The organism is Pseudomonas sp. BIGb0381, assembly GCF_024809815.1.
GTDB lineage: Bacteria > Pseudomonadota > Gammaproteobacteria > Pseudomonadales > Pseudomonadaceae > Aquipseudomonas.
Window position 1 is genome coordinate 16943 of record NZ_JANUEN010000016.1, and the last position, 15796, is coordinate 32738.

Sequence of the window (15796 nt, forward strand, 5' to 3'; positions counted from 1 at the left end):
TTACCCCCCCTGATTTTATGGCAAAAAAATCACTTGACGAGTGAAAATGAAAAATAGAGGTCTGCCCCGATCTTTCAATTTCTACTAGGTATCAAAACCCCAAAAAGAAGACGACACCATACAGAAATAACGCAAAGCCGGCTAATGCCGCTCGCCACTCCGGGTTGGCATCTCTACTCATACCTCCCGGCGCTATAGCGACTCTATGTCCCCGCGCATAATTGTAGACCGCTTGGCCAAACCACAACTGAACCAGAACCATAGTAAAAAATATTTTCCAACTACCATCAAAGCGTAAAAACCCATTCAGTAGCGCACCTAGCAATAAAACCAGGCCAATGCCATGCCTATATCTGTAAAAATTTTCGATCATATTATTCACACTTAATAGCATCCCTGAGCCCTTCAACCAAATTATCCCACGCCCCCACTGTTCCTAAAGCATTAGAAAGTCTCGAAGCGTTTCACGCGTTACACCTTTCGCGACTGAAAATTTTTCAAACCCCATACTTAGCGCGTTACTCGTGGCAGCCTCTGGAAGCTCGTCTTTCAAGTAGCCTGACAAGAAAGATACGGCTATTGAACCGTTGGACAGTCCGACGCTCACGCCACCAGTAGTTAGTGGGAAATAGGGGTTAGACCACCATTGACGTTTGAAAATCATTTCTTTGGACGACAAGCCAAACCCTAACGGTTCGTTTATCCAAAACTTGTGCTATCTGCGACGCAAGTTTTGCAGGGAAAATAGGGGTCAGACCACCAATATACATTGGTGCAATAATCGTGGTCTGACCCCTATTTTCTCCTATTTCATACTCTACCTTGTGTACCTGTCACAGACTTCGGAGTAGTTAAGCGTCACCGCATTAACGTCATCTACAACACAATTCCATTTCTTGCCAAACTCGTACGCCAACCATAAAGACATCTCCATCGAGCCTTTCGAATGACCCAACTGCATTTCGATCATTGTCTTAGGAGGGGCACCCAACAAATTTTCCCAATTGAGAATATCTTGCGAATCATAAAAATTCATGAATTTTTCGGAGTTGAGTAATGAAATATACAAAGTGGCCTCGTCCCAATTCAATATTCCACGATTACGTTTTCCGATACTAACGACTCCGCCTATAGAGTGGATAAAATCAGCAAACGCATCTTCATCAATTGCCACATCCGATATAATTGAAGCTGAGTCGCTCACGATTACAACCCTCCTTTTTTGGCACTACTTTTACAAGTGGAATTAAAGGGGACAGATTTATTAATCGACTACCGACTAGCGTCACGTTTAAATAAATCCGCCCCCTTTCATGCACCCTTTTATACAAAAACTCAGCCACCTTTATTAAATTAAAAGTCAACGAACATTAAAAAACCACAGAACAAAACCTAGAACAAAGCCAACCCCAGCCATTTTTAAATAAAGCGGCGTATTTTCTTTTATAAGCACAATAAAGTCCTCGCCACCACTCAACCAATACCCGGCAATCTGAAAGAACACACACATAAACAACAGACCGAACGCACAGGCACAAGGAAGATAAATAGCAACCCACCAAGGTTCATTCTTTTTCATTGTTGTCTCTTTTCTTCAAATAGAAATCAGCTCCACTATTGAAAAATCCTGACGATACAGAGTCGCCCAGATTACCAAATATGGAGGGAACGGAACTTTGCGATGCCGGCCTGCTGATAGTCCATATTCCAGTCGGCATCCACTCATACTGCTTCGACACCGGGTTAAGCAGCTTATCAAGAGGCGCCTTGATCGTATTACCAACGGCAAACCCCACAGAAGCGCCCGCCTTACTTAACAAAGCTCCCATAAATGGGTCTTCCCCTTTCATTTCCGCTTGATAATAACCACCCGTTGCATTCCAAGTAACCGTCGGATTGTAACCTTTGCCAGCTGTGATCGCGCCGACTACCCCAGAGCCAATCACGTCCGACAGTGTCACTTTTCCTGTCGTTCCATATTGGATAGCTGCACCAATACCTGCGGAAGCGCCCACCGCTATCAATTGTTCTTTACCTTTGGTCAAAGCGTTAGTAAGGATTGAACTTCCGCCCATCACCATTACCGGCCAAGAGAGCGGATCGATGACAACTGACATGACTCGGTCTGTGTCAGTAATATTTTCCTTCAAAAATTTAAGGTCCGAGCCATTGAGGTAATTTACCAGTGCGACAGCCTCGGGATTTTTCAATTTTTCACTCAGGCGGAACTGTGACGGGTCGGCATCTCTCGCAGCATTGGTGCTTGCCTGAATTTCCTCTTCCCGTAGGACACACGTTAAACCACCGCCAATGCAACGACCCATCATTTTTTTACTGTTTTCATTACTGATTTCAATATATTTTTTTAATACTAGACCGCAGTCGCCTTTAACGTTTTTGCAGGCCGATAGTTCTCTATCAAGTGCGCGGGCTTCTGTCTCACTCAGCCAGTTATTCTCCACCGCATTACGTCCTGCCTGAGCGCCAGCGGAGGCACCGAGCATATCACCGCCAGTGAGCCCTCCGCCCACCCCCGCAGCCAAGGTCGACAAGGCGGAAACCGTTTCCTTTTGCGCTTGCGTCAGGTCACTTGTTGCGGTGCCCGGATAAAGTTGACGGGCAATCAACTCACCCATCGCAGCGCCGGAGCCCCCTGCCAGCGCCGAATTTCCTTGCGCTTGCGCCACCATCGCGCCAAGCACTGCGTGAGCCATCAGGTTGGCGTAAGGGTCGCCTTCAGTTTTTTTCTTGATCTCCTGTGCCAGGTACGGCGCCGCGGCACCTGCCAACGCACCGCCAACATTGCCACCCATGACCGCTTGAACAATGGCGGTGACGGCTTGGCTGGCCCTCTGGAAGCTGCTCCCTAAGCCATAGTCCTTCTGAGCACGCTGGCTGACTTGTTCCGGTGTCGGGTTGGCGATACCGTCTTCAATTAGCTTCTGCCGCGTGGCTTTGCCAGCCTCAGTGGTGGGGTCTTCGGCGTCCCTGATCTTCGCGGCAGCAATCGCATCGCCAATGCCCTTGGTCAACTCCATCGAACTCTTGATCAGGTCCATGCGTTCCTGCATGGCCTTTTCATCAGGCTTGTCGAGACGCTGGTTGGCGTTGGCGGTGTCGCGGTTCAGGCCGACCAGGTCACCCGCGCCTTCAGGGTTGCGCACCACGATCGTGCCTTCGCTGACGGCACTGCGCGTGTAGCTGTGGTCCGAATCGTTCAGCGACATGCCATACAAGGCACCCGGCGTGAGGGTACTCGCGCCGCTACTGTAGGAACCGGAGACGCTGACGCCGGCCGATTGGCTCTTGATCTCGCTCTTATTCTTGATGTCGCTGACCAGCAGCCGATCGGTGAGCAGCAGGTTTTTGTCGGCCGTGGCTTCACTGGCAATCACCGCACCTTGCAGGGTGGTGTTTTTGGCCACATCGATGGTGTAGCCACCCTTACCGGCAAAGAAGCCGCTCTGGTCGGTAACCGCCTGGTAGTCGCTGTTCATCTTCGACGCCGCCAGGTTCGCGGACGCGGTTACTGGGGAGCCATAACAGATCGGCGGAATGCAGATGCTCGCACCGAAGCCCGCACTGTTCTGCTTGCTCTTGGACGTTTCGGTGTCTTGGCGCGACAGGATGTTGAGGTTGCCGCCGATGTTGGCATCGATACGCTCAGCGCGTACCTGCGCGCCGATCAGGCTGGTGTCCTGGCCGCTGCGCAGTACCAGCGAGCCGGTGTCCAACGTGGTGTTGACCTGGGTAACCGAGCCACCCGAGCCAAGGTTCTTGGCGGTTTGTGCACCGAGGTCGATGGTGAAACCGTTTTGCTCGCCTATGTTGAAGCTGGCACCGATAGCGGTCCTGTTGCGTGAACCGTCGTTTTTGCGGTCGGTGGTGTTCTGTGCGCTTTGCATCAGGATGTTGTTTTTCGCGGACAGCAACGTGCTGTCGGCTTTCAACGTACTGCCGGTAATCGTCAAGTCACCCACAGTGCCCGGCGCGTCGCCCGCAGCGATGATCGACAGTTTGCCCCCGGCGTTGAGGTTGCTCTGGTGAGCGGTCTGCGCCGTGTATTCGCTGCTGCTTTTGGTACGGGTGTTGGCCAGTTCGGTACCGATCTTGATCAGCGACCCGTTGCCAGCAGAGCCACCGGTCTTGTCCTTGAAGCCAGTACTTTGTTTAGCGAGATCGCCCGCCTGGTTATTCAGGTTGTACATCGACAGCGCCGCCTGGGCGATCTTCACGGCCTTGAGGCGCGGGTCGTCGGAGCTGCGCGCCGCCTCGGCTGCGTCGCGGATGCTGTTGGCGGTGTCGACCACGGTGCCCGCGATCACGCGCCCAACCGCCAAGCTCTTGGAACTGTCCTTACTGGTCTGACTGGCCGTCTCCATCCCCGAAGTAACGGTGACATCAGCCCCACTCAACTCCATGTTCTTGGTGCTCACCAGATCACTGGCCACCACCTTCAACTCACGCCCCGCCGTCAACGACACATTGCCCGCACTCGAACCAATGGTGCTGCCGGTCAAGGTCATTTCATTGGCCGTGCCGTTGTGCTTCGAGCTGTTGATGTACAGCTTCTGGTTGCCGGTCATGTCGTCCAGACCGAGCTTGTTGCCGGTCAGCACGCCGGTGAGGTCGCGATTTTTTTCCTTGTGCATGTCGGTGCGGGCGAAGGTGTTTTGCGCCGCGTCGATGGTCAGGTCGCGGCCGGCCTGGACGGCGAGGTCGCCGGTGCTGACCAGGGACGAGCCGGTGACCGTGGCATCGCGTTTGGCGGCGACCGTGACGGTTTCGCCGGAGACCATGCTGCCCATGGCGGTAGTGCGTTTTTCGTCGACTTTGTCCTGGACTTTGCTCGACTTCAGGCCGCCCCAACTGCTTTTGCTTTCCTTGCGTTCGTGGCGGGCGCTGTCGGCGTTACTGACGGCGAGGATGTTCACGTCCTGGCCGGCGACCAGTTGCGTGGCGCCTTTTTCGGCAGTGACGGCACTGCCGGCCAGCAGCAGGTCTGCACCGGCGACGACTGTGCTGTTCGTCCCCGCGCTGACCAGGCTGCCAACGTTGCTCACGACGTCGGTTTCATCCAGGCGGAATTTTTTGCCCTGGGAGGTTTTCTTGGTCTTGCTGTAGAAGCTGTAGTCCTGGTTTTCGGCGGCTTTGAGCTCGAGGTTTTTACCGGAGACCAGGTACGCCTCGTTGCCGGCATTGACCTGGCTGGCGACCAGTTGCAGGTTCTGCCCGGCGCTCAGGGTGGCGTCGCCGCCGGCCTTGATGACGCTGGACACTTGCTGCACGTGGTCTTCGATGCTCTTGACCTTTTTCGTGTTGCCCGTGGAGTGTTGCTCGTTGGCTGCCGCGATGGCGTTGAGGTCGCGGGTGGCAATCAGGTTGACGTCGCGCTTGGCTTCGACCTGGCTGGCGATGGCGCTGATATCGCGCCCGGCGATCACATGCAAGTCGCGGCCAGCGTCGACCACAGAGCCCTGTTGGGCGATGGTGGTGAAGCTGGAACGGTTGCCGATGGCGCCGCTGTCGAGGGTTTTCGAGGCGGTGATGTTGACGTCGCCCACGGCCTTGACCGTGGTGTCGGCACCGCTCTTGAGCACGCCGCCGACGTTGTTGACGTTGCCGCCAGCCTGCATGGCCAAATCGTTGGCCGATTCGATGCGCGCGGCGCTGTCGACGAAGTCGCTGCGTTCGGTGCGGTAGTTGCTGGCGCTTTCGTGGGTGGTGACGCTGCGTTCGTTGAGCAGGTCGGCGCCGGCGGCGAGGTTGACGTTGCCTGCGCTGATCACACCGCCTGCGCGGTTGGTCAGGTTGTTGCCGCTGAGCAGGTCGAGGCGCCCACCGGCTTCCATCAACCCACTGTTGGTGAGGTTGCCGCCGACGTTCGCCAGCAGGCTGCCGGTAGCGCGCAAGGTGCCGGCGTTGTTGAGGTTGCTGCCGGTGATCAGGTTGACGTCAGTGCCGGAAATCAACGCGCCGTTGGGTGCCAGGCGGTTGCTGGCCTGGGCGAGGTACAGCACCGGCACCAGCACTTGTTGGCCGGCGACGGTGGCGTTTTCCAGCCACACGATGTCGTGGGTCAGGGCGGCGACTTGTTCGGCGGTGAGGCTCACGCCTACGGACAAATTCAGCGCGCTTTTGCTGCTGATGGCGTTGTCCATCAGGTGCTTGAACAGGTCGGCGTCGCTGGTCTGGCCATCGATGAAACGCTGGCCGGTGCGGGCGAGCACGGCTTGCTGGATCAGGCGTTGTTCATAGAAGCCGTCGCCCAGGCGACGTTGCGCGGTGTCGGGGTCGTAGCCGAGCTTGGTCAGCATGTAGTCCGAGCTCATGAACTTGCGCATGTCGGTGAGCAGCGGGTTGGTTTCGATCAAGTACTTGTGCGGGTTGGCCGCGAACTGGCTGGTGGGCAGCCCGGTTGCGCCATCGCGGTCGTTGAGGTGGAACAGGCCGTTCTGGCCGGTGGGCAGGTCGAAGCCGGGCAGGCCCAGCGGGTTGACCTGTTGCTGGGCAACGTCCGGCGGCAATTGCGGGTTGAGCGTGACCTGGGTCGAGTAACCCGGCGCTTTGGTGTTGGCGCCGCTGCCGACGTAGGTGTAGCCACCTTGCACGACGCTGTTGTCGATGCCGGCCTGGGCTCTCACGTCCACACTGCCACCGGCCTGGATCACGGCGGCGTAGCTCTGGTCGGGCACCATCAGCTGGGTGGTTTTGCGCAGGTCGGTCTTTTCGCTCTCCATTTTGCCGATGAACGCGGCCATGGCGGCTTCCACACCGTCCATGTTGTTGCCCGCCGAATAGCGCTGGGTGAAGGCCGCCGCCTCGCGGTTCCAGCCCCCCGGCTTGCGCTCGCGCTCGGAAGTGAAGATGCGGTCGTATTGGGTGTCGTGGGTCACCAGGCCGACGTTGCTCAGTTGGTCGACGCGCACGGTCATGGCGCCACCGGCAGCGATGCTACTGCTGCTGTTGAGCAAGGTGCCGCCGGCGAGCAGCATGTTGGCGCCGGAGGTGATGCCGGAGCCGGGCGTGGCGTTGGTGACGATGAGGTGATCGCGCTGGATGATCTGGAACGGCCGGTTCTGCTTGCCGCCTTCGCAGTCGCCCCCGGTCACGCCGTCGATACACGCTGTAGGGGTGATGGACGCTCTGTAGATGCCCGACTCGGTGGTGAGCACGGTGCGGATATTGTTGATAGTGCTGGCAGCCAGGATCAGGTTGCGCTCGCTTTCAATGGTGCCCGAGCTGTTGATGATGCTGGCGGCCAGGCCGCCCTGGCCGTCGCGGTCGACGCGCAGGTTGCCCATGGCGTAGATCGCGGCGCCGAGGTTTTTCAGGCGGTCGACCTTGAGGTTCAGGTCGCCGCCACTGAAGATTAGGCCGTGGTCGTTGAGCAGGTTGCCCACCGCCAGGTCGAGGCTGCCTTGGCTGGCGACGGTGCCACCCATCGTCCAATCCTGGCCGTTGCCCACCAGGCTGCGAGTGCCAAGCAATTGGCCGGTGGCGGTCTGGTTCAGGGTGCCGACATTGACCGTCAGGCGCCCTGCCTGGATCGCGGTGCTGTTGGTCCAGCTGGATTTTTCAAGGGTCAGGTCGCCATGGGTCACCAGGCTGCCGCCAACGTTGTCCAGGCTGATGCCGCTGAGATCGAGCGCGCCGGTGCCCACGTGCAACACCGTGCCGCCGGTATTCTGGAAGGTGGTGGCGGCGAGGCTCAATTGGTCGTTGGCCGTCTCCAGACGGCCGCTGTTAGTGAGCAAACCACCGATGGCGTAGCGCGTTTTACCGCTGGGACCCAGGGCGCGCATTTGCCCGCTGTTGGTGAGGCTGGCGGTCGCGACATCGAGCGTCGTGGCGCTTTCGATCAAGCCACGGTTGGTCAATGCGCCGTCCAGGCTGACGTCGATCCGGTTGCCGGCGATCTCGCCGCCGTTATCCACATTCTTACCGGTCAGGTGCACGCGATCCCGAGCAAACAGCGCGCCGCTGCCGTTGTTGAAGTCAGTGGCGTCGATCTGCGCATCACCGGCTTTGGCGGCGATGCGGCCACCGTCGTTGTCGAGCGTACCGGCGGTGATGGTCACGCCAGAGTTTTCGCTATGGATCAGGCCGTTGCCGCTGTTTTGCAACAGGCCGCTGGTGGTCAGGGTCAGGCCATCGTTGGCGGCCAGGGTGCCGGTGTTACGGTTGTCGATGCTGTTGGCGAATACCGTCAGCAAGCCCTGGCTGGCGAGTTTGCCGCTCTGGTTATCGATGTGCGCGGCGCGCTGGATCAGCAGCGGCCCGGCGCTGGCCAGCTTGCCGTTACGGTTGATCAGGTCGCCGATCAAATCCAGGGTGATCGCCCCGCCGGCGGTCAGGCTACCGGTGCTGTTGTCCAGGGTATCGCCGTGCAGGGTGAAGGCACCGGTGCTGTCGATGATGCCGCCCTGGCTGTTGTCCAGCAGGCCACTGACGTTGAGGGTTTGTGCACCGTCGCTGAGCAGTCGACCTGTGTTGCGGTTATCGACGCTGCCGGCCGTGACGTTCAGCACCTGTTTGGCGTTCAAGGTACCGCCCTGGTTGTCCAGGGTATTGGCGGTGGCGCTGAGCTCGCGATTGGCGATCATCGTGCCGGTGTTGCTGATGTGCTGGGCCTCGAGCTTGACGTCGCCGACGGTGTTGCGCGTGTTGTCGGCGTTGACCCCGGCCTCGACGATGCCGCTGTTGGTCAACTGGCCATTGCTGGCCAGGGTGATGCTGTCACGCGCGGCGAGGGTCTTGCTGTTTTTCAGGGTGCCCTTGGTCTGTGCCTTGAGGGTGGTGCCCGCGTACACCGCGCCCTTGGTCTCCAGACTCGCGGCCTTGATGTCCACCGCACCGCTGGCGGCGGCCTGGGCCATGCTCAGGTGGCCGTTGGCGTCGAGCTGAATATCACCACCACTGGCCGCCAGGGTGCCGTCGAGCTTCACGCCCACACCGGCTTCGGTGCCCACCAGTTTGATCGCACCGGCATACATGCCGCCCAAGGCCGACGAGTCGATGGCCAGTTCCGGCTTGGCGCTGCCGTCGTCGGCGCGCGCGGTAGTTTTCAGGCTTTGGGCGTCGACGTCATTGCGCCCGGCAATCACGGTCAACTGGCGCGCGTTGATTTGCGCATTGATCTTGGCCGAGCGGGTGATGATCTCGAAGCGGTCGACGTTGCTGGCGTTCAGGCCCTGGCCGTCGATGGTCACGGCGCCGCCGTCGACCTGGTAGCTTTTCAGTTTCCCGGCCTGATCGATAATTGGCTTGCCGGTGGTCAGGGTGACGTTGGGGGTGTTGATAAAGCCGCAACCGTTGCAGCTGATGCCGTAAGGGTTGGCGACGATGACCTTGGCCGACTGGCCCGCCACTTCGGTGTAGCCGCGCAATTGGCTGGGGCTACCGCCTTTGACTTCGTTGAGGATGACATTCGCCGCGCCGCCCTTGAGGTTCGGGTTGCCGACAATGATCCCGCCCAGTTGCGTGCTTTGCACAATGCTGTTGGCGTTGTTGAGGATCACGCCGTTGGGGCCGACGTTGTAGTCCTTGAACTGGTTGTGGGACAGGCCGCTGCCATTAGGCGTGGCGATGTTCACCACCGGCACGCCGTTTCCCGCCTGGCCGACCGTGGTGCCCGGGCCACTGACCACGATCCCTTCGGCCTGGGCCAGCAGTGGCTGCCAGAACAGCGCGTTGGCCAGGATCAAGGCCAGGCCGCGTTGGCTCAGGGTTTTCAGGGCGGTAACGGGGCGAACGTCCATATTCAAAATCTCAAAGGCTGGGGGCGTTGAATTACAGGTAGAAATCCAGGCGGAAATAGATCGGCGCTTCGCGCTCGGTCATCACGCCAGGTCGCTCCAGGGAGTGGGCAAAGGTCACGCTGGTGCTGACGTTTTTGCCGCGAGCGAACAGCTCCAGGGAGTTACTCGACACCCTGCCGTGCTGGTCATCGTTGTAGCGATCGTTGCGAATCACGCCCTGGTCATAGCCGACGCTGGCGCCGTATTCGGCAAAGGCGGGGCGCATCCAGTCGAGGGTCACCGGGCGTGCCCAGCGCACTTCGTTGCGCCAGTAGCCGCCGCTGTCGCCGGTCAGTTGCTGGTCCTTGAACCCGCGCACCGAGTACGAGCCGCCGAGGCTCATGCGTTGCGCCGGATACAGCACGTCTTCACTGCGCTGTCCGGTGGCCAGGCTGGAAAAACTCAACGATTCGCCCCACAGCATGAAGGGTTGCAGGTAGCTCACTGTGGCGGTGTATTTGCGGTAGCGCGGGGTTGGGGTGAGGTTGCCGCGGATGCGTTCCTGGTCGTCCTTTTGGGCGTCAAAGGCACCGGTGCCGTTCTGCATGCCGACATCCAGGTTGACGAAGGCGCTACCGATGCGGCGCCCGTGGTTGATGCCCACCTGGAACTCGCTGAGGCGGTTGCTGCTGACGTCCAGGCGCTCGTCGTTGAAGTAGTTGTTGGTGCGCAGATGGGTCAGGCCGACGTTGACCGAGGTCTTGCTCACGTCATCTCGATGCACCACGCGCTCGGCACGGAGCTGGTGGTTCTGGCTGTCGCCTGTTTGCTTGTACTTGTAGCCGTCAAGGTCGCCCGGCGTGCGGTACTCGCTCTCACTGTAGGTGTAACTGAAGTTCCACCAGCCCCACGGCACGTTGTAATACAGCATGCTGTTTTTCGAGGTTTTCTGATGGTCGCTGATGGCGTCGTGGCCACCGCGCAGGATCAGTTGATCGGCCAGGCCCAGCGGGCTGTCCCACTCAAGGCCGGCGCCCCATTGCTGTTCGCCGGTGCTTTTCTGGCCGTCGTTGTTGCGCGACAGGCTGGCGCGCCAGGGTTTTTGCGGCTGGTTTTTGACCAGCACTTCGCTGCCGCCGATCTGGGTGCCGGGGGTCAGTTCCATTTGCGCCTGTTTGGACGGCAGGCGGCTCAGTTGATCCACCAATTGTTCGACTTCGCGCAGGTTGAGCGCTTCACCGACCTTGCCGGGAAACGCCATCGCCAGCTCGCGGTCGGTGACCGTGCTGCCCTGGGCGCCCTTGATGCCTTCCAGTTTGCCTTCGACTACGAGCACCTGCAGATGGCCGCTGGAAAGGTCCTGCTGCGGCAGGTAGGCGCGGCTGGTGACGTGGCCCTTGGCGATGTAGTAGTCGGTGATGACCTTGAGCAGTTCGTTGAGCTGGGTAACGCCCAGGCATTGGCCGATGTACGGTTTGAGCAGGCGGGTACGGTCGGCGGCGGACAGGCTGTCGGCGCCCTTGAGTTCGATGTCCTGGATGGGGAAGCAACGGGTATCTGCCGGCGTGGCCGGGGCCTCGGGCTTGGCCGCTTTGCCGGGCAGATCCTGGAGTTCCTGCAGGCGCCGCTGTTGCTCTTCGAGCAGGCGATTCTGACGGTCGCGGATCAGGTCCTGGTCCCCGGGCGTAGGAGCGGCCATGGCACTGTTTGCGCTCATATAGGCGAGCAGCAACGTGCAGAGGAAATACCGAGTCCGTGGCAATAAAAAAAACATATTCGGTCCGTCGAAAATCAAGGGCCGCGAAACTAACATTGAACTTGCGCCAACCCAAGAAGCTGAGCCAGTTGCACATTCGCACTCGTTAATCTCACAACTAGTTGATTAATAACAATAAATAATCATCAAAAATACAGGCGGCCTGAAACTCGAAGTACTATTCCGACAGGCGGCAGCTCTTTTGATAGCGATTTATCGAATGAACTTATAACTGCCAGTATTTGGCCACTAAGTTCTTCCGAGATAAGTTAGTACCGAAAAGAACCGAATAGTTCGCGGCGTTTTTGTGAATTGGGTCCCACTTGTCGACATTCATGTTCGAGGTCGAGTGGATAGACAATTGTGGGAGAGGGCTTGCCCCCCGATAGCGGTGTGTCAGCCAAGTATTCATTAGCTGAACCACCGCTATCGGGAGCAAGCCCCCTCCCACATTGGATTGGATTTACAGTCCTTAGCTGACGTCTTTTTTCTCGGGCACCAGGGTCAATCCTTGTTTTTCCACGTCGCGGGAGACGTGGGCTTTGACTTCCGCCACGCCGCCGTCTTCGTCGTTGTGAATCACCAGTACACCCGGTCGGCGCAGTTGCTCCAGGTCGCCCTCGGCCAGGCTGAAACTCTCGTTCAGGTTCTGATCGCTGAGCGCCTTGGCCTCGGCGCGCCGCTGGGCGAACTTGCGCCCCTTGCGTTGCTGGTAGCGTGCCCAGGTGACCAGGATCACGGCGTTGAACAGTGCGATCCACAGGTAGATCTGCAAGGTGTTGAGCGCCGCGAAAATCGGCGCCTCGATGCGTGGGCCGCCGTGGGTGTTCAGCATCGAGGTGATCCCGCGCGCCAGCAGCCAGACCAACCCGGCCCAGGCCATCAGGGTCAACAACACATCGATGAGCCACATCACGGTACTTTGGCGGGTTCTGACCAGTTTCATGATCACGCCTCCTCTTCAACAGGTTTGATACCGCGATCCGGGCTGACCCAGCGCGCGCGCTTCTGGTGCTGGTTGAACAGCACCTTGGGGAAACTGACCAGGGTGGTGAACAGGCTGACCAGCCAGAACACCATCGGGTACCACACGGTCCAGAACAGGGTTTTCCACAGGTCTTTCTCATAGCGGCGGTCGATCAGGATGCTCACCGCAAACTGCACCAGGCACACCATCGCCAGCACCAGCCCGGTAAAGGCCGGTGGGACCAGGGAGTCCACGGTGATCGCCGGTGGCAGCACGATGAATTTACCCAGGCCCCAGAAAATCACCGAGAGCAGGAAGGTGAAGGCCCAACCGGTGGACAGGCAGTATTCGAACATCAGCGGCCACAGGTAGCGATGGCGCCATTGCCAGATACCCCGGATGTTTTTGAACAACACTTCAGCACCACCCTGGGCCCAGCGCAGGCGCTGTTTCCACAGGCCGCCGACGGTCTCGGGCATCAGGATCCAGCACAGTGCACGCGGCTCGTAGAAAATGCTCCAGTGATCGAGCTGCAGCTTCCAACTGACATCGATGTCCTCGGTGATCATGTCGGTGCTCCAGTAGTCGATGCGGTCCAGCGCCTTTTTACGGAACGCCACCACCACACCCGAGACCGTGAAGATCCGCCCGAATACGCGCTGGGTGCGCTTGATCAAGCCGATGATCGAGGAGAACTCGCCCACCTGCACGCGGCCGATCAAGGTCGAGCGTGTGCGAATGCGCGGGTTGCCGGTGACCGCACCCAGGCGCGGGTTGTCGAGCATCGGCGCGACCATGTAGGCCGCCGCGTTTTTATCCAGCAACGCATCGCCGTCGATGCACACCAGGTATTCGCTGCGCGAGGCTACCGCGCCCATGCGCAGGGCCACGGCCTTGCCCTGGTTCTGCGCCAGGTGCAGCACCCGCAGGCGTGGATGCTCCAGCGCCAGGGCATCGAGGACGGCGGCGGTGTTGTCCTTGGAACCGTCGTTGACCGCAATCACTTCGATGTTCGGGTACAGCTGGCCCAGCGCCGCATGGATGGTGTCGGCGGCGTTATCCCCTTCGTTGTAGCAAGGGATGATGATCGAGATCAGCGGGTTGCCGGCCAGGGTTGGCGCCGGGGTGTCTTCTTCCCAGGGCCAGTGGCGCTCCCAGTGCAGCCAGAAGTACAGCCCGCCGGCGATCCACAGCGCCGACATGAACAGCGGATAGAAGAACACGAAGTCCATCAGGAACTGCCCGGTGACCAGGAAGATCAGGCCCAGGGGCACACCCAATACCAGCGCGAGTACGAATATAGCCAGGATTCTGTCGAACATGGTCAAGGGTTCCATTGATTGGAAAGGGCCGGACGCACTGTCTTCAAGTCCGGGGAGTTTTCCAGGAAGTTGTCCGGGTAGTAGCCAAAACTCGTGACACCCTGGCGCTTGAGCACATTCATCCATTCGGCCAATTGCGTACCGCTGATATCGGGTGCGGCCTTGGTGCGCCAGTCCTTGGCTTGCAGCTCAAATACGGTTTTCTCCAGTGCGCCGGGGCGCGCCTTGACCGTCGCCACCAGTTTTTCCAGCCAGGCATTGGAGTTCTCGAGTGTCTCGCCTTCCATCAGCGGCATCGCCATCGGCGCAGTCCAGTCGTAGGTCTGGAGGAAATCGTCGAGGTTCTGTGCGAACCAGGCTTCGCTGCCGGGGTTGAGCATCGGCTCGGCGAAGAGATTGCGCGCGGTTTGTATCTGCGGACCACGGATGGCGCGGAACTTGGCGGTCAATTCGTTGGTGAAGTCGATCAGGTAGCGACTCTTGAAACGGGTCCAGCGTTGCATGATGGCCGGGTCGGCGCGCAGCGCAGCGATGCTGTTGGGCAGGCCATTGGCGGCATAGGCCTTGAGCGCTGCGGGGCTGGCGTCTTCGAAATCGCTGAGCAGCGCGTCATCGTGGTACAGCACGCCATCGATGGCACTGTTGCCGGTGCTCGCCAGGTCTTGGTAAATCTCGCCGATCATCTGCCGCACTTTCGGATCGAACGGCGACAAGCGCTGGTATTGGTCGGGATCAGGGCCGACCTTGCCGGTTTCCGGATCCCAGCGTGTGACGCGTGGCAGTTTGGGATCAAGGTCGAAACTCAGTACTGGCATCCAGGCAAACACGCTGGCCCGGGCACGGGTGTGCAACTGCCAGGCGACACGGTTGAACAAGTCAGCCCGCATCGGCAGGTGCCGGTTGGGGAAGTACAGCGAACGTACCAGGCCGTCACCTTTGGGGTCGGCGTAGGCTTGCAGGAACACGGTCACGGAGCCCATATCCACCACACGCTGCACCAGCACGTCGAGGTTATGCGCCTGTTGCACCGGATCGGGGTCGTAGACGTGATCCAGATCCACATGCAGTACGCGCAGCGGGGCCTTGGTCTGCACCGAGACAATGCTGCTCGCGAAGTGCTCGCCGTCCGGGTCGGAATCCACCAGGAAGCGCGGGCTGTTCATCAGTTTTTTCGAGTCGTCGAGGCCGTCGTCCAGGGTCAGCGCCATCTCATAGCCGTGCTCACCCACCACCGCCAGCGAGGTGCCGTCGGCAGCGCCATACGGCCATACCCATACCCGAGGCGCCTTGCCGGTGACCGTACGGATTTTGTTGGAAATCGCGACCACGTCGGCACGCATCCGTGCCTGGAACTGTGCCTCGGTTTCGTAGCGATTGGTCGCCGGATCAAAGCGCCGTGTGGTGGCGGCCGGCTCCAGGTTGCCCTGGGGGTTGGCCAGGATGCCTTTGTGATTGGCATCGGTGTGGGCAGCGATTTCCACCAGGCCGGACTGGGACACTTCGCGAATCTGCTGCCAGGTCAGAAAGTCGCCACGGGGCCGGGGCGTACCGGCGAAATCCACCGGTTGGTTGAGCGGTGTATCGATCCAGCTACCCACTGGCGCCAGCAGCGCCGGCCAGTGATACGCCCGCAGAATCGGCATCACGCGGGTATAGAAGCTCGAATAACCGTCGTCGAAGCTCAGCATGACGGCTTTGGGCGGCAGTGTCGGCCCGCCCCGGCGAGCGGCAAGGACCTGGTCCACACTCACCGCCTGGTACCCATTCTCCCGCAGCCAGGCCAACTGCTCGATCAAGCGTTCGGTGCGCACAGCCACCACTGCCTGGTCGGGATCGTTGTCCTCGACATCGTGGTAGGCAATACCCAAAAAGTGGTTCTTCGGCCACGGCGCTTCGGCGGCCAGGATCGGCCGCTCGGCGGGCGGGGTGAATGGCGCGGGTTGCTGGGCGCAGGCGGCGGCCAGCAATACACCCAGGACCAACAAGCAACGGCTGAGGAGGGTCATGGTCA

General features: G+C 59.5%; 8 protein-coding genes. All 8 read right to left on the reverse strand.

What is annotated here, in order from left to right; translation table 11 throughout:
• Positions 1 to 91 precede the first annotated feature (91 nt).
• Positions 92 to 382 carry a hypothetical protein gene (locus M2397_RS28130; protein ID WP_259244869.1) on the reverse strand — a complete coding sequence of 97 codons (291 nt, stop codon included), beginning with the start codon at positions 380 to 382 and terminating at the stop codon, positions 92 to 94.
• A gap of 435 nt (positions 383 to 817) precedes the next feature.
• Positions 818 to 1204: a hypothetical protein gene (locus M2397_RS28135; RefSeq protein ID WP_259244870.1), complete on the reverse strand. Its 387-nt coding sequence runs from the start codon at positions 1202 to 1204 to the stop codon at positions 818 to 820.
• A 156-nt stretch (positions 1205 to 1360) separates the two neighbouring features.
• Positions 1361 to 1579 carry a hypothetical protein gene (locus M2397_RS28140; protein ID WP_139238009.1) on the reverse strand — a complete coding sequence of 73 codons (219 nt, stop codon included), beginning with the start codon at positions 1577 to 1579 and terminating at the stop codon, positions 1361 to 1363.
• Entirely contained in the window at positions 1566 to 9761 is an 8196-nt protein-coding gene (locus tag M2397_RS28145; RefSeq protein ID WP_259244871.1) for a hemagglutinin repeat-containing protein, read from the reverse strand. Before M2397_RS28145 ends, M2397_RS28140 begins: the two co-directional genes overlap by 14 nt.
• A gap of 31 nt (positions 9762 to 9792) precedes the next feature.
• Entirely contained in the window at positions 9793 to 11514 is a 1722-nt protein-coding gene (locus M2397_RS28150) for a ShlB/FhaC/HecB family hemolysin secretion/activation protein (RefSeq protein WP_131700505.1), read from the reverse strand.
• Between the two features lie 454 nt (positions 11515 to 11968).
• Positions 11969 to 12442, reverse strand: a complete 474-nt coding sequence (pgaD, locus tag M2397_RS28155; RefSeq protein ID WP_131700504.1) for a poly-beta-1,6-N-acetyl-D-glucosamine biosynthesis protein PgaD — start codon at positions 12440 to 12442, stop codon at positions 11969 to 11971.
• Between the two features lie 2 nt (positions 12443 to 12444).
• Entirely contained in the window at positions 12445 to 13785 is a 1341-nt protein-coding gene (pgaC, locus tag M2397_RS28160; RefSeq protein WP_131700503.1) for a poly-beta-1,6-N-acetyl-D-glucosamine synthase, read from the reverse strand.
• 2 nt (positions 13786 to 13787) lie between these two features.
• Positions 13788 to 15791, reverse strand: coding sequence for a poly-beta-1,6-N-acetyl-D-glucosamine N-deacetylase PgaB (gene pgaB, locus M2397_RS28165; RefSeq protein WP_131700502.1), 2004 nt, complete (start codon positions 15789 to 15791; stop codon positions 13788 to 13790).
• Positions 15792 to 15796 lie beyond the last annotated feature (5 nt).